We start from the raw sequence: 22,533 nt of genomic DNA, 5'->3' as shown, positions 1-22,533 counted from the left end.
ATGGCACGCGCGGCAGCAGTCTTCGATCTCGACCGCACCCTGCTGGTCGGCGCCAGCGGGCCCACCATCACCAGTGCGTTGCGCGATCAGGGCCTCATCGGCGACCGATCGGTCCCCGGCGAGGGGGTGATCTATCGCATCTTCGACCTGATCGGCGAGACCAGGCCGAGCATGATGCTCACCCGCCAGGCGGCCAAGGCATCGGCGGGATGGAGCCGCGACGCGGTCAGGGCCGCGGGCGCGGTCGCCGCCGAGGTCCTCGCCGAGGCGGTGCCCCCCTTCGCCCACCAGGTGATCGAACACCACCGCGGTGAAGGTCGGCTGCTGGTGATGGCCACGACGACCCCTCACGACCTGATCGAGCCGTTGGCCGAACGTCTGGGGTTCGATGCCGTCGTCGCCACCCGCTACCGAGCATCCGAGGGTCGATACGTCGGCGAGATCGACGGAGAGTTCGTCTGGGGCAAGGGGAAGCTGGCGGCGGTCCGGGCGTGGGCCGACGAGGCGGACGTCGACCTGGCCGAGAGCTACGCCTACTCCGACAGCTTCTATGACCTGCCACTGCTCAACGCCGCCGGCCGACCACATGCGGTCAACCCCGATCCGCGACTTCGCGTGTACGCCGTCGCCAGGCGGTGGCCGGTGCTCTACTTCGACGTGCCACCCGGGGTGCCCAAGTTCGCCGGCGTCGAGCCACAGCGGCTGATGTTGCCCTTCGCCCGACCCGAGCTGATCCCCTATGCCCGCTTCGACATCGCGGGCACCGAGCACATCCCCGAGTCGGGACCGGCCGTCATCGTTGGCAACCACCGCAGCTACTTCGATCCCATCGCCATCGCGTTCGCCATGGCCAAACGGGGGAGGCCCGTGCGGTTCCTGGGCAAGAAGGAGGTGTTCGACGCCCCGCTGGTCGGTCAGCTGGCGCGAGCGCTCGGGGGGATCCGGGTCGAGCGGGGATCCGGGTCCGACGAGCCGCTCGAAGCAGCCGCATCGGCGCTGGCCGGTGGCGAGCTGGTCGCGGTCCTGCCCCAGGGCACCATCCCCCGCGGTCGCGAGTTCTTCGATCCGGTGCTCAAGGGCCGGTGGGGAGCCGCCCGCCTGGCCGCGATGTCGGGAGCGCCGGTCGTGCCGCTCGGCCTGTGGGGCACCGAACGGGTGTGGCCGCGGTCGTCGCGGCTTCCGAACGTGTTGAACATCACCAGCCCGCCCACGGTGCGGATACGGGTGGGCGAGCCCATCCAACTGGGGCGGTCGGATCCAGATGCCGACACCAGGGCGATGATGGACGCCATCGTCGCTCTGCTGCCCGACGAGGCTCGAGTGTGGCGCGAGCCCAGCGCCGACGAGCTGGCACGCACCTTCCCGCCGGGCCACGGTGCCGCGGACGGTGGCTGAGGTTTGACACAGGGGACCCGCGTGTGATGAGTTAGGGTCACCTAACCACCTATTAGGTAGCCCTAATCCCCTCTCCTCTGAGGTTGCTCCCCATGTCCAGGTTTCTCAAGCTGATCGCCCTACTCACCGTCGTCGCCCTCCTCGGAGCGGCATGCGGCGATGACGACGACGGAGGCGACGACGGCAGCGATGACGCCGCCGGCACCACGACTTCGACGGCACCCACCGATGAGGGTGGTGACGACGACGGGGACGACGAGGCGTCGGGCACCCTGGTCGTCTACTCCGGACGCAGCGAGGAGCTGGTCGGTCCGGTGCTCGAGATGTTCACCGACGAGACCGGCATCGACGTCGACGTCCGCTACGGCGACACCGCCGAGATGGCCGGGCTGATCATCACCGAGGGTGGCAACTCTCCCGCCGACCTGTACTACGGCCAGGACGCCGGAGCCCTCGGTGCGCTGGCCTCCGAGGGTCGTCTGGCCGAGCTCCCCGACGACGTCCTCGCCCAGGTCCCCGAGTCGCTGCGCTCCACCCAGGGCCAGTGGATCGGGCTCTCGGGTCGGGCCCGGGTCGTGGTCTACAACACCGAGATGCTCGATGAGAGCGACCTCCCGGATTCGATCCTCGACTTCACCGACGAGGAGTGGGCCGGCCGGGTCGGGTGGGCCCCCACCAACGGCTCCTTCCAGGCCTTCGTGACCGCGCTGCGGGTCCTCGAGGGCGAGGACGGCGCTCGCGACTGGTTGTCCGGCATGGTCGCCAACGACGCGCAGGAGTACACGAACAACACCGCGACCGTCGAGGCCGTCGCCGCCGGCGAGGTCGAGGTCGGGTTCGTCAACCACTACTACCTGTACCGGTTCCTGGCTGAGGACGCCGACTACCCTGCGGCCAACAAGTTCTACTCCGGTGGTGACCCCGGGGCCCTGATCAACGTGGCCGGTGCGGGCATCGTCGACACCAGCGACCAGCAGGACCTCGCGCTGGAGCTCATCGAGTTCCTCCTGTCCGAGCAGGCCCAGGAGTACTTCGCTCAGGAGACCTACGAGATCCCCGTGGTCGATGGGGTGGAACCCGCGGCCGAGCTGCCCGATCTCGACTCGCTGACGCTCCCCGACATCGACCTCGACCGGCTCGAGGATCTCGAGGGCACGTTGGAACTCCTGACCGAAGTCGGAGCACTCTAGGGGCGTGACCTCCACGCTGCCGACGAACCCGGACGCGCTGGGCGCGCCGGGTTCGTCGGCGAGTCCCGCCCCTCGCCGCCCTCGGGGTTCGCCGGTGCTGGTGCTACTCGGCCTGCTGGTCGCGGCCGGTGCGGCGCTCCCGCTCACCTATCTCGTCCTCCAGGTCTCCGAGGTCGGGCTCGGGCGAGCCCTCGACATCGCCACGTCGGACCGGGCCCTGGAGCTGTTGCGCGACACCACGTTCCTCGCCGTCGCCGTCACCGCCGCCGCCGTCGCCATCGCGGTGCCGCTCGCCTGGCTCACCGCGCGCACCGACCTTCCCCTGCGCAGGGCGTGGGTCGTGATCACCGCGCTGCCGCTGGCCATCCCCACCTATGTCGGTGGCTACACCTTTGTCAGCGCGCTGGGGCCCCGCGGTCTGGTCCAGGGCTGGCTGGAGCCGTTGGGGGTCGAGCGTCTGCCGTCGATCTACGGGTTCTGGGGTGCCTGGCTGGTGCTCACCCTGTTCACCTACCCGTACGTGCTCATCACGGTGAGGGCCGCGCTCCGGCGCATGGATCCCAGCATCGAAGAGGCCAGCCGCACGCTCGGCCACGGTCGGCTCAGCACCTTCGTGAGGGTCGTGCTTCCCCAGCTCCGCCCCTCGATCGCCGCCGGGGCGCTGCTGGTCGCGTTGTACACGCTCAGCGATTTCGGTGCGGTCTCGCTACTCCGTTTCGACTCGTTCACCCGTGTCATCTTCGTCCGGTACCGGGCGTCGCTCGACATGTCCACCGTCGCTGTCTACGGCCTCATGCTCGTGATCCTCACCATCGTGGTGCTGATGGTCGACCAGCGCACGAGGGGCAGCGAGCACTTCCACCGCCTCCACGGAAGCGGTGCCCGGCGCATCTCGTCCATCGAGCTCGGCCGGTGGAGGTGCGTGGCCGTCGCCGCCTGCGTGGCCCTGGTGGTCGTCGCCCTCGTCCTGCCGCTCGGGATCATCGGCTACTGGCTGGTTCGGGGGCTCAGCGCGGGCGAGCCGCTGCGGCTCACCACCGAGCTGATGTTCAACAGCGTGAGGGCATCGCTGCTCGGTGCCGTGGTGGCCACCGCCGCGGCGTGGCCGGTGGCCGCGCTCTCGGTCCGCCGGCCCGGCCAGCTCGCCAGGGGGGTCGAACGCCTGTCGTGGTCCGGGTACGCCCTGCCGGGGGTCGTGGTGGCCCTGTCGCTGGTCTTCTTCGGCGCCCGGGTCGCCACGCCCTTCTACCAGACGCTGTGGATGCTCACCTTCGCCTATGTCGTCCTCTTCCTCCCGCAGGCCATCGGCGCACTGCGGACCTCGATGCTGCAGGTCACGCCGTCGCTCGAGGAGGCCTCGCGGCTGCTCGGTGCCGGCCCGCTGGAGACGTTCCGACGCATCGCCCTGCCCCTGACCCGACCCGGTCTTGCGGCTGGCGCGTCCCTGGTGTTCCTCACCTGCATGAAGGAGCTGCCGGCCACGCTCCTGCTGGCACCGACGGGATATCCCACCCTGGCCACCCAGGTGTACAACGCCACCGTCGAGGCGTTCTTCGCCCGAGCGGCCGCACCGGCACTGGCGCTGGTCCTGCTCTCGGCGCTGCCCATGGCGGTCCTGGTCATCCGCGAGTCCGACAGCGAGTGACCGGGGATGTCGCCGCGGTCGGCTCAGCGAGCCGGATCGAAGGCGACGGTGGCCACCTGCGGCGGGTGCACGGTCACACGCTCGCCTCGGCGGACCCGCGGCGCGCCGGGGGATCTGGTGCGCAGCTCGCCACCGTCGTCGAAGCGCACGATCGCCACGCAGTCGTGCCCGTAGAACTCGATGAGCTCGACCGTGCCGGTGCTGGCCGGATCGGCGATCTCATCGTCCCGCACAGGCTCGACGAGGAGCTGTTCGGGCCGCAGGAGGAGCTCGACGGGGCCGTGGGTGGGCCGGCGCAGCGGGATCGGGCCCAACCGGGTGGTTGCGAGCTCTCCCTGGGCGTCGGCGTGGAGCAGGTTGGCCTCTCCGACGAAGGATGCGACCCATCGCGAGGCGGGCGCGTCGTAGATGGCCGCGGGTGACGCCTGCTGGAGGATCATGCCGTCGTTCATGACTGCCACCTCGTCGCCCAGCACGAACGCCTCCTCTTGGTCGTGGGTGACGAAGACGGTGGTGATGCCCAGTCGCGAGAGCAGCGCATGGACCTCGGTGCGCACCTGGACCCGCAGCGTGGTGTCGAGGTTGGAGAACGGCTCGTCGAGCAGGATGGCACGGGGTCTCGGTGCCAGCGCTCGGGCCAACGCGACCCGCTGCTGCTGGCCACCGGACAACGTGGAGGGCATGCGACCGGCGAAGCCGCCGAGGCCGACCAGCTCGAGGCTCTCCTCGACGCGTCCCGAACGACGCTCGCTCTTGTCGAGGCCGTACCCGACGTTGGCGCCGACAGACATGTGGGGGAAGAGGGCCCAGTCCTGAAAGACCATGCCGATGCGTCGGCGTTCGGGCACCAGGTCGGTGTTGGGGCCCGAGACCAGTTCTCCGTCGATGGTGATGCGGCCGCTGTCGGGGCGCTCCAAGCCGGCGATGGTGCGCAACAGGGTGGTCTTGCCGCACCCCGACGGACCGAGCAGAGCCACGGTCGCACCCGGCTCGATGGTCAGGTCGACGCCGTGGAGCACCGGGGTCGAGCCGAACGACTTGGACAGGCCGGTGACCGTGATCTCGGCGCGGGGGAGTGCGGTCTCCTGCTCCCGCTCGCCGACCGCTGCGGTCATGTTCGGCATACCTCACAGCCTAGCGACGGGTCGCTCCACCGCGGCAATCGGTGCTCAGCCGGTGGTGCGGCGGCGGATGATGTTGAGGGCGCTGCCCGCCTGGAACCACTCGATCTGGTCGGGCGAGAGGGTGTGGTCGAGGGTGATGTCGGTGGTGGTGCCGTCGGCGTGGTGGATGCGGCCCTGCACCGGGGTGTCGGGAGCCAGCTCGGCCAGACCGAGGATCGAGATGCGGTCGTCCTCGCCGATCTTGTCGTAGTCGTCCGGGTCGGCGAAGGTCAGCGGCAGCACGCCCTGCTTCTTGAGGTTGGTCTCGTGGATGCGGGCGAAGCTGCGGGTGAGGACCGCCCTGGCCCCCCGGAAGCGGGGTTCCATCGCGGCGTGCTCCCGAGAGGAGCCCTCGCCGTAGTTCTCGTCGCCGACCGCCACCCAGGCGATGCCGGCCTCGTGGTAGCGCCGGGCGATCTCGGGGTAGGGACGGGTCTCGCCGTCGGTGATGTCCTTGCCCTGGCCGGCCTCGCCGGTGAAGGCGTTGACCGCGCCCAGGAACAGGTTCCCCGAGATGTTCTCCAGGTGCCCGCGGTAGCGCAGCCACGGTCCGGCGGCGGAGATGTGGTCGGTGGTGCACTTGCCCGTGGCCTTGACCAGCACCGGCAGCTCGACGAGATCGTTTCCGTCCCACGCCTCGAACGGCTCGAGCAGCTGCAGGCGATCGGAGTCGGGGCTGACGACGATCTCCACGCCGGAGCTGTCCTCGGGCGGAGCGATGAAGCCGCTCTCGCCTGCGGTGAACCCCTGGTCGGGGAGCTCTTCGCCGACCGGGACGGCGAGGAGGACCTCATCGCCGGCTTCGTTGGTGAGGGTGTCGGTGAGCGGGTTGAAGTCCAGCGTGCCGGCGAGGGCCAACGCCACCACCGTCTCGGGTGAGGTCACGAACGCGAGGGTGGTGGAGAAGCCGTCGTTGCGCTTGGGGAAGTTGCGGTTGTAGGAGGTGACGATGGTGTTGACGTCGCCCTCGGACACGTCCGAGCGCGACCACTGGCCGATGCAGGGGCCGCAGGCGTTGGCGAGCACGGTGGCACCGATGCGTTCGAAGTCGGCGAGCAGGCCGTCGCGCTCGATGGTGGCGCGCACCTGCTCCGATCCCGGGGTGATCATCAGGTCGGTCTTGCAGGTGATGCCCTCGGCCGCCGCCTGACGGGCGATGCTCGCGGCACGGGTGATGTCCTCGTAGGACGAGTTGGTGCACGAACCCACCAGGGCGTAGCTGATCTCGGTGGGCCAGTCGTTGAGCCTGGCGTCGCCGCCGACACGGGAGACGGGGCGGGACAGATCGGGGGTGTGCGGCCCGTTGATCAGCGGTTCGAGCGTGTCGAGATCGATCTCGATGACCTGGTCGTAGAACTGCTCGGGGTCGGCGAGCACCTCGTCGTCGGCCCGCAGGTGGTGGGCCACCGCGTTGGCCGCGTCGGCCACCTGCTCGCGGCCGGTGGACTTGAGGTAGCGGGCCATGGCGTCGTCGTAGCCGAACATGGAGGTGGTGGCGCCGATCTCGGCGCCCATGTTGCAGATCGTGGCCTTACCGGTGGCGCTGATCGACTCGGCGCCGGGTCCGAAGTACTCGACGATGGCGCCGGTGCCGCCCTTGACCGTGAGGATGCGGGCGACCTCGAGGATGATGTCCTTCGGCGCGGTCCAGCCGTTGAGCGAGCCGGTGAGCTTCACGCCGATGAGCTTTGGCCAGCGCACGTTGAACGGGAAGCCGGTCATGACGTCGACCGCGTCGGCCCCGCCAACGCCGATGGCCACCATGCCCAGGCCTCCGGCGTTGGGCGTGTGGCTGTCGGTGCCGATCATCATCCCACCGGGGAAGGCGTACTGCTCGAGCACGACCTGGTGGATGATCCCCGAGCCGGGCTTCCAGAACCCGATGCCGTACTTGGCCGACACCGATTCGAGGAACTCGTAGACCTCGCTGTTGTTGTCCAGGGCGGCGAGGAGATCGACCTTGCCGTCCTCCTTGGCCTGGATCAGGTGGTCGCAGTGCACCGTGGAGGGCACCTGGACCTCGGGCAGGCCCGCGGTCATGAACTGCAGCAGGGCCATCTGTGCGGTCGCGTCCTGCATGGCGACGCGGTCGGGACGCAGGTCGGTGTAGGAGACACCCCGATCGAGGCCACCGGTCTCGGGGTCGTCGAGGTGGTTGACCAGGACCTTCTCGGCGAGGGTGAGCGGTCGACCGAGGCGGCGGCGACCGGTGGCCAGGCGTTCGTCGAGGGTGCTGTACACGCGCTCGATGAGCTCGATGGGGGTGTTGGCGGCGACAGCCATGGCGGGCGACCTCTGGTTCGACTCGACGGACGGGTGGCGATGCTCGGTTCGGATCGTTTGCCCGAACCGCGAAACGATACAAGTATAGGACAAGTGAGAACGATCCGCTATCGAGCCATCGCCGACGAGATCCGGCGCCAGATCGCGACCGGCGAGCTCGCCGGCGGTCGCCTGCTGCCCAGCGAGGCAACGCTGTCGGCGACCCACGAGGTGAGCCGGGTCACGATCCGCAAGGCGCTCGAACTGTTGCGCCAGGAGGGCCTGGTCGACTCGCGCCAGGGCTTCGGGTGGTTCGTCGCGGTCGATCCGGTCAGCCAGAGCCTCGGCCGGCTCGGCACCATCGAGGCCCAGCTGGCCGAATCCGGAGCGGCCCCGGTCCGCAAGATCCTCGACTTCGGGTTCATGGCGCCTCCGCCGTCGGTGAGCGAGGTGCTGGGGTCCGGATCGGTGCTGCGGGTGCGCCGGATCAATCTCGCTGACGGTGCGCCCTTCGCCCGCGTCACCGTGTGGTGCCCCGAGCACCTCGCGTCCGAGCTGTCGCGTGCCGACGTCGAACGCAGCTCGTTCTACGACCTCATCGGCGTGCCGCTCGGCGGGGCGACCCAGACGATCGGCGCGGGCGCGGCGAGCGAGGCCGACGCCGCCGTCCTCGACATCCCCTTGGGATCGCCGGTGCTGGTCTGCGACCGGGTCACCCGCGACACCGAGGGCGCAGCGGTCCTGGTGAGCGAACACGTCTTCCCGGCCCACCTCACCGAGTTCGTGGTCGACCTGCCGCTCGTGGCGGGCTCCATCAGTCCCACCGGCCTCCGGTTGGTCGACTAGCCACGACACTGAGCCACGAGGCGTGTCGAAGGGACGAGCGGGGGTGCTTGACACCAGAACGTGTGTTCGATAGGCTGTGGTTCTTCCCCATCGGAGCCGGGTTGCGGCTCCCTCTCGTTGGTCGAGCGTGTCGAGGCATCCGATGGGACAGACCACAGTGGTCACAGAGCCAATCGAGGCGATGGTGTTGTCGCCCAACGCGGCTCGCTACGCCGAGTCCAGCGCCGATGAGCGGCTGGTGGCGATCGAACAACTGTCGGCGATGATGGCGGCCACCCATGCCGAGTTGTTGGATGTGGTCGCTGCCGCCAGCTCCTGTGGCGACTACGAACTCGACGGCGCCACCGGCACCACCCCGTGGCTGGTGGGTCGCCTGGGCCTGGCCCGCGAACACGCCAGCGAATGCCAACGTGTCGCCGCCGGGTTGCAGGTGCTGCCCGCTCTGCGCCAGGCCTACGCGGCCGGGGCGATGTCATGGGACCAGATACGGCCTGCCACCAAGTTCGCCACCGCCGAGGACGACACCGACCTCGCGGCTGAGCTGCCCGGGCGTTCTGCCCGCCAGATCGCGCTCATGGCCCGCCAGGCCCGACCCCTCTCCGACGATGAGGCGAACGACGCGCACACCGCCCGGTCGTTTCGGTGGCGACGCGACCACCGCCGCGGCGGATGGGTCTATGGCGGGTTCTTGCCCTTCGACCAGGGTGAGGCGATCAACCAGGCACTCGATTCGATCGCCGAGGGTTGGGGACCCGATCCCACCACGGGCTCCTGGGCACCGATCGCCACCCGGCGTGCTGACGCACTCCATGACCTGGCCACCCGCAAACTCGGCTCCGCCTCTGCTCCCGACCGGGCCACGGTGGTCATCCACGCCGAGTCCGCGGTCGTCGACCAAGACCGGCCCGGCAACGGCTTCATCGGCGACCTCGCCCTCTGCCACTCAGGGGTCATGCGCTCCATGTGTGACGCCCGCGTCGAGGTCGCCCTGCACGGCCCCGACGGCGCCACCGTCGGCGTCGCCCGCGCCTCCCAGCAGGTCCCGTGGTGGCAACGCCGCCAGGTCCACGGGCGCGACATCTGCTGCCGCGGGTTCGGCTGCGAGCGCAAGATCCGCCAGATCCACCACATCGCGCACTGGTCCAACGGCGGACCCACCAACCTCGACAACCTGGTCGGCTTGTGCTGGGAACACCACCGCCTGGTCCACGAAGGCAACTGGACCATCCAAGGCAACCCCAACGGCGAGATCACCTTCGTCTCACCAAACGGCCGGCGCCGCCTCCCCAGCCGACCCCCACCCGCCGACGCCAAAGTCCGAACCCAACTACGCCGCATCAACAACGGACACCTCCGACCACCCCGCGCAGACCCGAGCGGTCCCAGCGGATAGACACTCAGGGATGGCGCCCAACAGGCGGCACACGTTGCCGACGCTGCCCGACGACTGGGAGAACACCAGCCAGCCACCCAACGGCCAGGCGACCATCCCGCTCGAGGCCTGGGGAGCCGACGCCACCTCGCCCGACCACGTCATCGGCAACGGCACCGCCGAGAGCTGCACCTCCCGAGCGGTCGTCGACACCGTGGCCAAGGGTGGGGTCATCGCCTTCGGCTGCGGTCCCGATCCGGTCACCATCGTCATGGACGAGACCGCCAAGATCCGCAACGACACCGGACCCGAGATCGTCATCGAAGCCATCTTCTTCGTGAGCAACAACCGCACCGGGACGATGCGTCTGGAGCAGACCTCGATGCGCCGCAACCACGGCGCCCTGACCGCGGGCCACGCTCACCGGGTCAGGCGTTGGTGACCCGGTGGGCGATTCCCGACGCGATGCGGCTCGTGCGGTCGCGCGGGACCACGTGCCAGATCTGGTTCTCGATCCGGTCCCAGTCGTCGAGCAGCTCAGCGGCACGGGCCGAACCGGTGAGCTCGGCATGGCGCTCGAGCAGCAGCTTGGCGTCGTCGAGCGCCACCACATCGGGACGGATCGCCTCGACCAGATCGGCGTTGAGCCGCCGGATGAGCCGCTCGAGCTGGGGATCCCAGACGAAGGCCTGACCGCCGGTCATGCCGGCACCGAAGTTGAAGCCCATCCGCCCGATGACCACCACGGTGCCGCCGGTCATGTACTCACAACCGTGGTCGCCGACCCCCTCGACGACGGCCACCGCGCCGCTGTTGCGGACCGCGAAGCGCTCGCCTGCGGCACCGGCCACGAACAGCTCGCCGCCGGTGGCCCCGTAGAGGCAGGTGTTGCCCACCAGCGCGGGCGTGTGGTCGACGTGGGTGCCCCGGGACAGCGAGGCGTCGTCGGCGGGCGGGCGAACCGTGATGCGGCCACCGCCCATGCCCTTGCCGACGTAGTCGTTGGCCTCGCCCGTCAGGTCGAGCTCGAGCCCGGAACCGAGGAACACCCCGAAGCTCTGCCCGGCAGAGCCACTCAGCTTGACCCTGGCCCGCCCGCGGGGCGGGGTCGTGCCGAACTCGAGGGCGACCGCACCCGACAGCGCGGCGCCGAGGGACCGATCCCGGTTGCGGATCGTGTACTCGAGGTCGATCTCGTCGCCGTCCCAGATGGGGCGGAACCCATCGGCCAGCAACTGGTCGCCGAGGTCGGCTCGTGGGTCCTGCAGGTCGACGCGCTCGACGAAGCGGCGGGGCGCGTCGCCGTCGGCCGCGTCGATGAGCAAGGGCGAGAGGTCGACCGAGTCGGTTCTGGGGTCGCCGGTGCTGCGCTGGCGCAGCAGGTCGACCCGGCCGACTGCCTCGTCGAGCGACCGCAGGCCGAGCTGGGCGAGAAATCCCCGGACCTCGTCGGCGATGAACATGAAGTAGGTGGCGACGCCCTCGGGGGTGCCCACGAAGTTGGCCCGCAAGTGGGGGCGCTGGGTGGCGACGCCGGGCTTGCAGGTGTCGCGGTGGCAGGCCCGCAACATGATGCAACCCTCGGCGATCATGGCCGCGGTGCCGAACGAGTACTCGTCAGCGCCGAGCAGCGCGGCGGTGATGACCTGGCGCCCGTTCTTGAAGCCACCGTCGACGCGCAACGTGGTGCGGCTGCGCAGGCCGTTCTCGACCAGCGACTGCTGACAGTCGGCCAGGCCCAGCTCCCAGGGCATGCCGGCGTGCTTGATCGACGACAGCGGGCTGGCGCCGGTGCCACCGTTGGCGCCCGACAGGTGCACGACGTCGGCCAGCGCCTTCACCACACCGGCGGCGATGGTTCCCACGCCGTCCTCGGCGACGAGCTTCACCGACACATGGGCGGCGTTGACCTGCTTGAGGTCGTAGATGAGCTGCGCCAGATCCTCGATGGAGTAGATGTCGTGGTGGGGTGGCGGCGAGATGAGCCCCACGCCCTCCTGGGTGTGGCGGAGGCGGGCGATCTCGGCGGAGACCTTGTGGCCAGGAAGCTGGCCCCCCTCGCCGGGCTTGGAACCCTGCGCCACCTTGATCTGGATCTCGTCGGCGAAGGCCAGGTACTCGGGGGTCACCCCGAACCGACCCGAGGCCACCTGCTTGATGCGCGAGTTCTTGTCGTCGCGGCCCATGCCGCGGGTCCGGTACCGGTACGGGTCTTCACCGCCCTCGCCGCAGTTGGCCTTGCCCCCGATGATGTTCATGGCCTGGGCCAGGTTCTCGTGCGCCTCCTTGGAGAGCGCGCCGTGGGACATCGCGCCAGTGCTGAACCGCTTGGCGATCTCGGTCGCGGGCTCGACCTCGTCGATGGGGATGGGATCGGAGGCGGGAACCAGCTCGAGCAGGTCGTGCAGCTCGGTGACGGGACGTTCGTTCACGGTGCGGGTGAACGCGTCGTAGAGGTCGCGCGACTCCCCGCGAATGGCGGCTTGGAGCAGGTGGGCCTCGGTCATGTCGGCGAGCTGCTCGGGTGTGGCTTCCATGCCGGCCTCGGTGGCGGCTGCCGCAGCGTCGCGCTCGGCGCCCTGTTCGGCCGCGGCGACCTCGTCGGTGCCGCCGCCGTTGGGCGAGTCGTCGCCGTCGGACGAATCGGCGGTGGCGGTGAGATCGGGGTTGCGCGTGGCTCTGGCCGGGCGCTCGCGCACCGGTTGGGCAGCTCCGGTGAAGGCGTGCATGGTCTCGACCATGTCCTTGGAGTTGGAGTGGTACTCGCCGCCCTTGCGGTCGCGGATCCAACCGGGCGAGGGGATCGACGGCTCGTCCTCGTCGTCGGGCCAGGCCGTGTCGTGCAACCACAGGACGTCCTCGCCGAGGGCCTCCCACCCGACACCGCCGACCAGCGAGGTCGAGCCGGTGAAGCAGGTGTCGACCACCTCGGCGCCGAGGCCGATGACCTCGAAGATCTGTGCCCCCCGGTAGCTGTCGACGGTGGAGATGCCCATCTTGGACAGGATCTTGAGCACTCCGGCCTCGGTGGCGGCCTGGAAGTTGTACTGGGCCTCGGGACTGACGTCGTCGCTGTCGTCGTCGTCGGCCTCGGCGCCGACGGTGTGCAACGCGAGGCGCGGACAGATCGCGTCGGCTCCGAAGCCGAGCAGCGAGGCGACGTGGTGCACGTCGCGGGCGTCGTCGGCCACGACGATGAGGCTGGTGTCGGAGCGGAGGTGGTCGGCGACGAGACGCTGGTGGATGGCTCCGGCTGACAGCAACGACGGGACCGGTGCCCGTTGTGGCGAGATGTTGCCGTGGTCGATGACGATCACGCCGGTGCCTCCGGCCACCGCGGTGCTGGCCTCGTCGGCGAGGCGCTCGATGGTCTCGCGCAGCCCCGCTGGACCGCGTTCGGCGGAGAAGGTGGCGTCGAGGTAGGAGACCGGGAACGGGTTGCGGCTGGGATCGTGCAGCACCTCGACCGCCGAGGGGTACACGAAGAACGAGGGCAGGGTGAGCACCCGGGTGGCGGCCGGTGTCTCGGTCAGGATCGGGGCCCGGGGCCCGATCTGGGTCTGCAGGCTCATGACCGCCCGCTCGCGGATGGGGTCGATGGCCGGGTTGGTGACCTGCGCGAAACGCTGGCGGAGATAGTGGTGGATGGGTCGCGGCCGGTCGGCGAACTGTGGGAGCGGCGTGTCGTCGCCCATGGCAAAGGTGGGCTCGTAGGCATCGGCGGCCATGGGCTTGATGACCATGGCCAGCTCTTCCTTGTTGTATCCGTGGACGGCCTGGCGCGAGGCGAGGTCGGCGGGTGGGGTGAGCACCGGTTCACCCGGGGGGAGCCGGCGGAAGCCATCGGCCGCCCAACGGCTGTAGGGCTTGCGGGTGGCGAGGCGCTCCTTGACCTCGTTGTCGAAGCGCACCCCTCCGTCCTCGGGTGTGACCAGCATCATCTGCCCGGGCCCGAGTCGACCACGCTGCACCGGGCCTCGCCCCGAGACGTCGACCGCGCCGACCTCGGAGGCGCACACGATCAGGCCGTCGTCGCACACCAGGTAGCGCAGGGGACGAAGCCCGTTGCGGTCGAGGGCGGCGCCGACGTTGAGGCCATCGGTGAAGATGACGCCGGCGGGCCCGTCCCACGGCTCCATCAGTGCCGAGTGGTACCGGTAGAAGCCCTGGACCTCGGCCGACAGGTCGCGACCGGCCTCCCACGCGTCGGGGATGAGCATGGCCATGGCGTGGTCGAGGTGGCGACCGCCGCGCACCAGCAGCTCGAGCGCCTCGTCGAGCTTGCCCGAGTCCGAGGTGGTGGGGTCGAGGACCGGCCGGAACAGCTCCTCGGGTCCGAGCCCGGCGTCGTCGGTGCCCAGGCGTGAGCGAGCGATCATCCGCCGCTCGTTCCCCCACAAGGCGTTGATCTCGCCGTTGTGGCACAGCATCCGGAAGGGCTGGGCGCGCTCCCATGTGGGCAGTGTGTTGGTGGAGAACCGCTGGTGGAAGATGGCGAAGTGAGCTTCGAACGCCTCGTCGGCCAGGTCGGGGTAGAAGTGTCCCAGCTCGTCGGCTGCGGCGAGTCCCTTGTAGACGATGGTCTGGAACGAGCAGGACGCCACGTACACGTCGGCGCAGGTGGCCGCCACCCGTCGACGGAGCCGGTAGGCGCTGCGTTCGTCGTCGTGTCCCTCGGGGCCGGCGAACACGACCTGGACGATGTTGGGCTTGGAGTCGCGGGCCAGGTCGCCGAGGTGGTCGTCGTCGGTGGGCGGCACCCGCCAGTCGACCAGCTTCAGCCCTTCCTCGGCCAGGGCCGCTTCGACCCCAGGCCGGGGGTCCTCGCCGCGGAAGAACAGGGTCATCACCCCGTTGCCGGCACCGAAGATCTTGGCGGGGATGGGTGTGAGCAGACCGGCGCCGTCGCCGGAGCGGGCGTCGGCGGCGACCGCGCCCCGGTGCTTCACGTTGGCCAGCCCGCTGAGGGCGGCGGCGACGATCGAGCGGGAGGTGGTGCCGTTCGCGTCGGCCGCAAAGCCGATGCCGCAGGCGTCGAGTTCTCGTTTGGGCGCGTGCATCCGTACCTCGTGGTGGTCGACCGGCTCGTGTGACGCCGGGGCGGGGTGCGGTGATCGGAGCGGCCAGCCTCGACACGTCACTGTGTCGAGCAAACCGTGAGTGCCGACGTCGTCGTCAGCAGAGGCGCCGTTGCCAATGCCCCGATCCGGGGTTGGAGCATCGTAGCGGGTGAGCCGCAACGATCCGAATCAGCACGTTCCCACGGCTCGGATGTCCGGTCACGCACAGTGGTGGGGTGCTAGCCTGCGCAGCCAGCCGAACGACGTGGAGGGTCCGAGTGAGCGAACAGTCCGGATCGTGGCAGCCCGATCCCTTCGGGCGTCACCAGTACCGCTACTGGGACGGTTCCCAGTGGTCCGATCATGTGTCCAACGACGGGGCGCTCTCCACCGATCCGCCCAGCGCGGATCCGGGTGGAGCCGCGGCTGGAACCGAGCCCGCCGGTTGGGGCGCGGCCGGCGCGTCGGATCCCACTGCGGCGATGCCGGCATCACCGTCGCCGCCTCCACCGGGTGGTGGCGGGCCCGGCGGACCCGCCGGTCCACCTCCCGAACAGCCCAACGGCTCGGGTGGCAACATGGCGGCGATCATCGGCGGCATCGTGATCCTGGCCCTCATCATCGGCGCCCTGGTCTGGTTCCTCGTGCTCTCCGACGATGACGGCGTCGACGAGGAGTTGCGTGGCGAGGTCATCTCCAGCCTGCGCTCCGAGATGGGGCTCAGCGCCGCCCAGGCCGGATGCGTGGCCGACGAGCTCACCGACTCGGGAGACATCGCCGACATCGCCGATGCGATCGAGCGCGGTGACGATCCCACCGACGAGCAGCTGCTGGTCATCTTCGACGCCTTCGACGAGTGCGACGTCGACCCGACCTCGGGTGACGACACCACCGACACCACCGAGGACGACACCACCGACACCACCGAGGACGACACCACCGACACCACCGAGGACGCCGGTGGTAGCAGCGGGAACATGGAGTTCCCGCCGGCGATGATGGAGATGATGGCCTCGGAGATGGCCGCCGAGATGGGCATCACCCCCGACCAGGCCGAGTGCTTCCTCACGGGCATGTTCGAAGGGTTCTCCGACGAGCAGTTCGAGGACATGCTCTCCGATCCCGACTCCTTCACCGACCCCGACTCGATGGGGATGGCCTTCGAGCTGTTCGAAGAGTGCGACATCGACCCCACCCAGCTCGATGAGGGCTCCGGCGGTGGTGGCGGCGACTTCGGACTTCTGCCCGGCGACACCTACGGCGACAATCCCGAGCTCGACGTCCTGTGGGACGCCTGCGATGCCGGTGACGACGAGGCCTGCGACGAGCTCTACCGCAGCTCCGAGTTCGGTTCGGAGTACGAGGAGTTCGGCGACACCTGCGCCGGGCGCGGTCGCGACGGCGTGTGGTGCGTCGACTAGTCCGCTCGCTCCACCAAGGTTGGTGATCGAGGCGGTTCCCGCGCCACGGGAGCCGCCTCGATCGCGTCCGAGCCAGGTTCCGCGGCGTGGCCGTCTCGAGCGCGGTCAGTCCAAGCGTGGCCACCGGCGCCGCGTGCGTCGGCGATCCGGGTCGCGCTCGCCGAGAGCCCAGGCCCGGCGCCATCCTGCGGCCTGGGGGCCGGAGAGCGCCGGTGTGGCGCCGGCGGCGGCCCGGCGCCGCGCCTGCCACCAGTCGGTGGTGGTCTCGTCGGCCAGCTCGGCCACGGCCTGTTCGAGTCGAGCGGCCAGTCTGCGGGTGTCGTCGCTGTCGGTGGGAACGATGGGCGGTCCGAAGGTGACCGTCGTCGCCGACCTCGTGGGGCGGTTGTCTCCCTTGGCCAGCACCCGACCGGTGCCCGCCAGGTGCACGGGGACGATCGGCACGCCACAGCGCAGGGCCAGGTAGGCGGCGCCGCCGCGGTAGTCCTGGCCCCAGCCGTCGGGGCTCCTCCCGCCCTCGGGGAAGATCACCAGGCTCCATCCGTCCTCGATCAGCGCGGCGGCGCGGTCCGCGCTGTCGCGGGAGATCCTGGTCCGTTCGATGGGTACCGCGTTCAGGGCCAGGGCCGAGAACGTGCCGCTCACCCGGTTGCCGAAGAAGTAGTCGGCCGCCGCGCCGACGAACGTGCGGTGGCGCCAGGGCTCGGGGATCGAGGTGAGCATGAGCGGCGTGTCGATGTGGCTGTGGTGGTTGGCGGCGAAGATGAGCGGTCCCTCGAGACGGTCGAGGTGGTCGAGGCCCCGCCGCTGGGGTGGGGCCATCCCGGCGATCATCGGGCGCATCACGGCTTCGAGCAGCGCCAGGCGGGTCAGCCGGGCGGGGTACCGGCGGGCCCACTCGGTGGGGAAGTCGGATCCGGTGCGTCGACGCTGGGGTGGGGGCTCGACCCCCCGCGGGGTGGTGGGGGCGCGATAGGGAAACGGCACGCGACGGACCACGCGGGCCAGGGTGCGTGCGCTCGCGCTCATCGGCGAGCCCCCCGGGTCGATGCCGCCGGGCTCATGTCACGTCGGCCATGAGGATCGGTGGGTTGTGGAAGTGGGTGATCGTGGGTCGGGGGCCGACCACGTCGGTGGCCATCTCGAGCGCGTCCTGCAGCGTCGACGCCGAGCTGAAGCCCATGCGTCGCACCGCTCGCACGTCGCCGCCCACGATGATGACCCGGCCAAGATGCTCGAGCGCGTGTGCTCCCCAGTACCACATGTAGAACGGGTGCACGCCGTGGTAGGCGTAGCTGGTGCGGTACAGGTGGCGGTACCACTCGTCCTCGGCGTACTGCTTCTCGTACTTCGCCTCGATCTCCACCGGATCGGTGGTGTCGGCCAGGACCTGTTCGAAGAAGTCGATGTAGCTCGGGTGGTGGACCGGGTGGAACTCCCACGGGGTGGGGTGGCTCATGATCAACACGCCGCCCTCGCGCACCAGCGGGCGCCCCTTGTAGAGGTTGAAGAAGTACCCCAGCCCCAGACACATGACCAGGATGGGGTTCATGATCGAGTCGACGTTGTAGGGGCAGATGTAGGGCAGCCCCATGGTGAGCACGTCGGTCTGGCCCTCGACCGGCACCAGGTGTTGGCGGTAGACGTTCTCGGTGGTCACCCGGTGGACCGCCTCGACCTCGCCCGCCTGCACCGAGGTCATCTCGTAGGGCGCCTCCCACGAGTGGAAGATCTGGCGGCGGCGACGGGCGGGGAGGACGCCGAGCCCGTTCTGCATGGCGATGAACGCCGCCCGGTCGCGGGTCGTCCACTCCCACTCGCGCTTCTGCAGCATCGACATCGGGCCGGTGCGGCCGAAGGTGTTGTTGTTGATCGTGGTCTCGATCTGGAAGATCTTGACCCCGGCGTCGCGGATGACGTCGCCCTGGCGCCAGTTGCTCTTGTGCAGCTCCGAGCTGGTCTGGTCCATGAACGACTTGGACTGGGTCATGGTCTTCGGGTTGTGGTGCGGGCGCACACCCGCGTAGCCGGCCAGACCCGTCGCGGTGCTCTTGTGGCCGCCGTCCATGGCCACGATGTTGATGTTCACGTACACCACCAGGTCGCTCTCGGCGGCCCGGCGGTTCATCTCGACGTCTTCACCGTGGCCGGTCTGGCCGAGGATCACCATGCCGTCGGGGTCCTCGGCGTCGTGGTTGTAGAGCAGGTTCCGCGGCGCGAAGGCGTCATAGACCCGATCGCCCACGGCGTGTCGCAGCTCACCTTCGGTCATGCGTCGGTGCAGGGCGAGCGCGGCGATGAGGTGCACGTCGTCGACCCCGGCCTCGGCCGCCAGGTCGAGGACCGCCTCGATGATCCGCTGGCGGATGTCGGGCCGGCGCATGGGCGGCAGCGGCAGGGAGACGTCGTCGAAGGCGATGGTGAGCTTCATCCCCGGAAACAGCAGGGCCGGCAGTGGCTCGGACTCGCCGTGAGGGTTCAACAGCGCGTGGCGGATGGCGGCCTCGGGATCGTCGAGCCCGCGCAGTGGCTCGGCCGGGTAGACGACCCGGGACCGGCCAGGGGGCAGCTTCTCGAGCCGGAAGCCCTCGCCGTGATGGAACACGATGGGCGGGGTCGAACGGTCGACGTCGAGGACGAAGCCCGGGCGTGGGCTGCGGCGGGTCATAGGCGGTTGCGCTCCTTTTCGTCGCGCAGGTCGAAGGCGACCTTCGCGGCACCTCGGGGCCCGGCGTTGGCCGCGTGCTCGATGGCGTCGCGGTAGCGAGCGAGGGGGTAGGTGGCCGACACCAGTCGGCCGAGGTCGGCGTGGCGCACCAGTTCGAAGGCGAGGTCGAAGGTGCGGCGGGGGCCGTCGGCGGTGAGCTCGGTGCCGTAGGCGTAGGCGCCGACGAGTTCGATCTCGCGGTGCCACAGGCCGGTGAGGTCGACGGTGACCGCACCGGGCATCCCCACCATCACCACGCGGCCACGGGGCCGGACCACCGCCAGGCTCTCGGTGAGACTGTGGCTCGATCCGACGCAGTCGAACACGGCGTGCGCGCCGCCGGTGAGCCGGTCGATCGAGCCGTCGCCCACGGCGTGGCTGCCGGTGACGCGGCGCACCGCGCGCCGCCACTCGTCGGAGCCCACGACCACGTCGGCGCCGAGGAGCCGGGCGAGGTTCGCCTGATCGGGATAGCGGGCAGCCACGATGATGGTGCCTGCATCGGTGTGGCGTCGCAGCGCCGCAACGGTGAGCAGGCCGAGGGTGCCGGCGCCGAGCACCGCCACGGTGTCGCCTGCCGCCACCGCACCCCGGAGGGCCGCGTGGACAGCGCAGGCCGTTGGTTCGACCAGCACCGCGGCGTCGTCGTCGAGCTCGTCGGGGATCGGGTGCAGCTGCGACCGGTGGGCAACCATGAGGGTCGACCAACCACCGCCGGTGTCGCAGCAGAAGCCCGATTGCAGTCCCGGCTCGATCCGTCCGTGATTGATGCGTTCGCAGTTGCCGAGGTCGCCACGGGAGCAGGCATCGCACGGCGGCTCGATGCCACGGGTGACACAGCCGAGCACCGGTTCGATCACCACGCGCGTGCCGTCGTCCAGATCGCCGACGACCTCGTGTCCTGGCACGAACGGGAACGATACGATCGGCTCGAAGTAGGCCGAGCTGCGCCCGTCGATCGTGGCCAGGTCCGAGCCGCAGATGCCGGCCAGGCGGGGGCGCACCCGGACCCAGTCCGGTCCAGGGAGCCCGGGGGGATCGACGTCGACCAACGACAGGGGTCCGGGCCCCGCCCCACGGCCGGCGATGATCGAGCCGGCGACCCGGGCCGCGGCGTACCGGGGGAGGTTGCGGGAGAACTCCAGGGCCTTCACCGTCTCACCCCCGCTCGGGTCGGGGCGAGGGGCAGCAGTGGGGCGGTCGCGCTGGCCTTCGGGAACTGCTCGACGAGCCAACCCCGCCTGCGGGCCAGCGACGCCAGGCGGGTCTCGGGGTTGACCGCGACCGGGAACCCCACCGCTTCGAGCATGGGCAGATCCGAGGCCGAGTCGGCGTAGGCGACCGAATCGGCCAGGTCGAGTCCCTCGGCGGTGGCATAGTCGGCCATGGCCTGGGCTCGCGCCTCGCCGGTGGGCGGCACCTTGACCAGTTCGCCGGTGTAGCGGCCGTCGCGGACGGTCATCTCGGCGGCGACGATGTCGTCGAACAGGGGGCGCAGCGGTTCGACCACGAAGTCGAGGGCGCCGGTGATCAACACCGTGCGATGTCCGAGCGCACGGTGCTCACGGACCCTGCGGATTCCGGCGGGGAACGACTTGGCCAAGATGACGGCGCTGAGCAGCTCGGTGGAGTCCTCGGCCATCTGGTCCACGGAGGCTCCCTGGTAGCGGCGGTAGAAGTAGCGCAGGAAGTCGGTCCGGTCCTTGCGGTCGAGGGTCAGCAGCTGCGGCGCCTCGCGGAGCAGCTTGGCGGCGAGGCGCACCTTGTCCTCGTTGGGCAGGCGGCGCGAGGCGAGCCAGGCGTAGGAGGTGACGACGTTGGAGGCGATGAGGGTGTTCTCGAGGTCGAACGCCGCCATGTGCCGCTCGGGCGACAGAACCTGCTTGCGGAGCCGGTCGGTGCGGGTGGGTCCGGTCTTGGCGCCCGGGGTGGTCTTGACCCGGGCGTGTTCGACCACCGACGGGAGATGGATGTCGGTGGCGTAGTGGTCCCAGTCGATGATGCGCGGATCGAAGGCGAACTCGCGGCGATCGGTGTCGTCGAGTCGTTCCCACATCGAGAGGAGCTCGTCGACGGTGTAGATGGCCTCGCACTCGGCGTAGGCGCCGTAGAGCTCGACATAGGTGAAGGCGCGCTCGACCTCTTCCTTGCGCGACTCGAGCGTGGCCGACAGCTCTGCCTGCTTGCCGCGGAGCGGGAAGGCCTCGAGCACCCGCTCGGCCTTGTCGATGACCACCTTGGCCCGTCCCAGCTGCGATTCGACCTTGCCACGGACCGGGAACCGCCACTCGGGCACCGCGATCGGCTGGCCGGTCGTGTCATAGACCGGGTGCTCGGTGAAGTACGACTCGATGAGGTTGATGAGGCGCCGGTACCGCATCGGGTTGGTGGAGCCCGAGGCGACCTGGACGACCGGGGGCGTGGACTCGGGGGGCTGGGCGGCGCAGCTGATGATGGCCGCCACCACCAGGTCGACGGGGATCACGTCGACGATGCCCTCGGGCACACCGGGGAACTGGGTGAGCAGTCCCCGCGCGTAGGAGATGATGACCGGCTCGGCCATGCGGAACCCCCGGATCCACCCGGGAGTGGGCTCGGCCAGTGCTGACTCGATGATCGACGGGCGCACCACCGTGACCGGTACGTCGCCCTTGGACTCGGCGAGGGCACGTTCTCCCAACGCCTTGGTGTAGGAGTAGACGTCGGGGAACCCCAACGACCGGGCACGGGAGCGGCCGGCGTCGACCATCTGGTCGGTGACCCAGCGGGTGCGGTACTGCTCGGCTTTGGCCGACAGGAGCGGGATGCCGGCCGCACCGAGCTCGCCGCGCGCATCGTCGTGGAAGCGGGCCAGGCGGTCGGGGCGCCGGCTCCGCGCCTCGAGGTCGGAGCGGTTGCGGCGGGCGGCGTCGACCTCGCGCCGCCAGGGGATGTCGACGAAGAACGGCGACTCCTCGACCGGAACCTCGTGGGCGTCGCCCCGGTGGTTGCCCGCCACATAGCAGGTGGAGACCGTCACCATGTGGGGGGCGACGCCGAGATCGTGCAGGGTCTCGGCGATGCGGGTGGGGCCGAGCAGGTTCACCTCGACCGCGCCGTCGAGCGGGGAGTCGAAGGCGACGGTTGCCGCCGAGTGGATGACGATGTCGCAGCTGGCCAGGGTCGCGCGACCGTCGTCGTCGAGTCCGAGCCCGTCGGTGCCGACGTCGCCGCGGATCACCGTCACCCGGGACCCGATCATCTCGTCGAAGCCGGCGGGGCCGAGGTCGCCTCGAAGCCGGTCGAAGGCGTCGTTCTTGAAGATCTCCCGCTGCGCCCGCTGCTCGACGGTGCGCATGCGGCCGGGGCGCAGCAACAGCACGAGCTCGCACCCGGGCACCGATCGCAGGAGGCGTTCGACCAGGGCGGTGCCGAGGAATCCGGTGGAGCCGGTGACGGCGATGCGGCGCCCGGTGAGCTGGTCGGCGATCAC

14 protein-coding genes are annotated in these 22,533 nt (G+C 70.0%); 7 read left to right on the top strand and 7 right to left on the bottom strand.

Annotated elements, in window-relative coordinates:
• The 3 genes from U5K29_04980 to U5K29_04970 all read left to right on the top strand — a co-directional run bounded on the left by U5K29_04980 (window position 1) and on the right by U5K29_04970 (window position 4,230).
• Window positions 1–1,395: an HAD-IB family hydrolase gene (locus U5K29_04980; protein ID MDZ7677883.1), complete on the top strand. Its 1,395-nt coding sequence runs from the start codon at window positions 1–3 to the stop codon at window positions 1,393–1,395.
• A 92-nt stretch (window positions 1,396–1,487) separates the two neighbouring features.
• Window positions 1,488–2,585 (top strand): iron ABC transporter substrate-binding protein, encoded by a 1,098-nt coding sequence (locus tag U5K29_04975; GenBank protein ID MDZ7677882.1) that lies wholly within the window; start codon window positions 1,488–1,490, stop codon window positions 2,583–2,585.
• 94 nt (window positions 2,586–2,679) lie between these two features.
• Complete coding sequence (locus tag U5K29_04970) at window positions 2,680–4,230, top strand: iron ABC transporter permease (protein MDZ7677881.1); 1,551 nt, start codon at window positions 2,680–2,682, stop codon at window positions 4,228–4,230.
• 23 nt (window positions 4,231–4,253) lie between these two features.
• Here the strand turns inward: U5K29_04970 and U5K29_04965 are convergent, their stop codons facing one another.
• Together U5K29_04965 and U5K29_04960 are read right to left on the bottom strand one after the other, a co-directional pair.
• Window positions 4,254–5,354: an ABC transporter ATP-binding protein gene (locus U5K29_04965; GenBank protein ID MDZ7677880.1), complete on the bottom strand. Its 1,101-nt coding sequence runs from the start codon at window positions 5,352–5,354 to the stop codon at window positions 4,254–4,256.
• Between the two features lie 45 nt (window positions 5,355–5,399).
• A complete protein-coding gene (locus U5K29_04960; GenBank protein ID MDZ7677879.1) occupies window positions 5,400–7,676 on the bottom strand; it encodes an aconitate hydratase in 2,277 nt (758 codons plus the stop codon).
• 93 nt (window positions 7,677–7,769) lie between these two features.
• Between U5K29_04960 and U5K29_04955 the strand changes: the two genes are divergently transcribed.
• The 3 genes from U5K29_04955 (at window position 7,770) to U5K29_04945 (ending at window position 10,315) form a co-directional block, all read left to right on the top strand.
• Window positions 7,770–8,501 (top strand): GntR family transcriptional regulator, encoded by a 732-nt coding sequence (locus tag U5K29_04955; GenBank protein ID MDZ7677878.1) that lies wholly within the window; start codon window positions 7,770–7,772, stop codon window positions 8,499–8,501.
• A gap of 142 nt (window positions 8,502–8,643) precedes the next feature.
• A complete protein-coding gene (locus tag U5K29_04950; GenBank protein ID MDZ7677877.1) occupies window positions 8,644–9,894 on the top strand; it encodes a DUF222 domain-containing protein in 1,251 nt (416 codons plus the stop codon).
• Between the two features lie 10 nt (window positions 9,895–9,904).
• Window positions 9,905–10,315, top strand: a complete 411-nt coding sequence (locus U5K29_04945) for a hypothetical protein (GenBank protein MDZ7677876.1) — start codon at window positions 9,905–9,907, stop codon at window positions 10,313–10,315.
• On the opposite strand, the gene U5K29_04940 is transcribed toward U5K29_04945, so the two are convergent.
• Window positions 10,302–14,933: a glutamate synthase-related protein gene (locus U5K29_04940; protein ID MDZ7677875.1), complete on the bottom strand. Its 4,632-nt coding sequence runs from the start codon at window positions 14,931–14,933 to the stop codon at window positions 10,302–10,304. The two genes, U5K29_04945 and U5K29_04940, sit on opposite strands and share 14 nt — an antisense overlap.
• A gap of 278 nt (window positions 14,934–15,211) precedes the next feature.
• Here U5K29_04940 and U5K29_04935 point away from each other — a divergent pair, with 278 nt between their 5' ends.
• Window positions 15,212–16,354, top strand: coding sequence for a DUF2510 domain-containing protein (locus U5K29_04935; protein ID MDZ7677874.1), 1,143 nt, complete (start codon window positions 15,212–15,214; stop codon window positions 16,352–16,354).
• A 105-nt stretch (window positions 16,355–16,459) separates the two neighbouring features.
• On the opposite strand, the gene U5K29_04930 is transcribed toward U5K29_04935, so the two are convergent.
• Genes U5K29_04930 through U5K29_04915 form a run of 4 tightly spaced genes read right to left on the bottom strand, consistent with a single transcriptional unit; the run spans window position 16,460 to window position 22,533 of the window.
• Window positions 16,460–17,383, bottom strand: a complete 924-nt coding sequence (locus U5K29_04930) for a lysophospholipid acyltransferase family protein (GenBank protein ID MDZ7677873.1) — start codon at window positions 17,381–17,383, stop codon at window positions 16,460–16,462.
• Window positions 17,384–17,414: 31 nt separating this feature from the next.
• On the bottom strand, window positions 17,415–19,022 hold the full coding sequence (locus U5K29_04925; GenBank protein ID MDZ7677872.1) for a lactate racemase domain-containing protein: 1,608 nt from the start codon (window positions 19,020–19,022) through the stop codon (window positions 17,415–17,417).
• The gene (locus tag U5K29_04920) at window positions 19,019–20,215 is read right to left on the bottom strand and encodes a zinc-binding dehydrogenase (GenBank protein MDZ7677871.1); all 1,197 of its coding nucleotides are present in this window, start codon (window positions 20,213–20,215) and stop codon (window positions 19,019–19,021) included. The genes U5K29_04925 and U5K29_04920 overlap by 4 nt, the downstream gene beginning before the upstream one ends.
• Window positions 20,212–22,533, bottom strand: a complete 2,322-nt coding sequence (locus U5K29_04915; GenBank protein ID MDZ7677870.1) for an HAD-IB family hydrolase — start codon at window positions 22,531–22,533, stop codon at window positions 20,212–20,214. The genes U5K29_04920 and U5K29_04915 overlap by 4 nt, the downstream gene beginning before the upstream one ends.

The sequence above is a fragment of the Acidimicrobiales bacterium genome, assembly GCA_034521975.1.
In the GTDB taxonomy this organism is placed as follows: Bacteria; Actinomycetota; Acidimicrobiia; order Acidimicrobiales; family SKKL01; genus SKKL01.
This window is presented reverse-complemented; position numbering and strand designations above follow the sequence as displayed.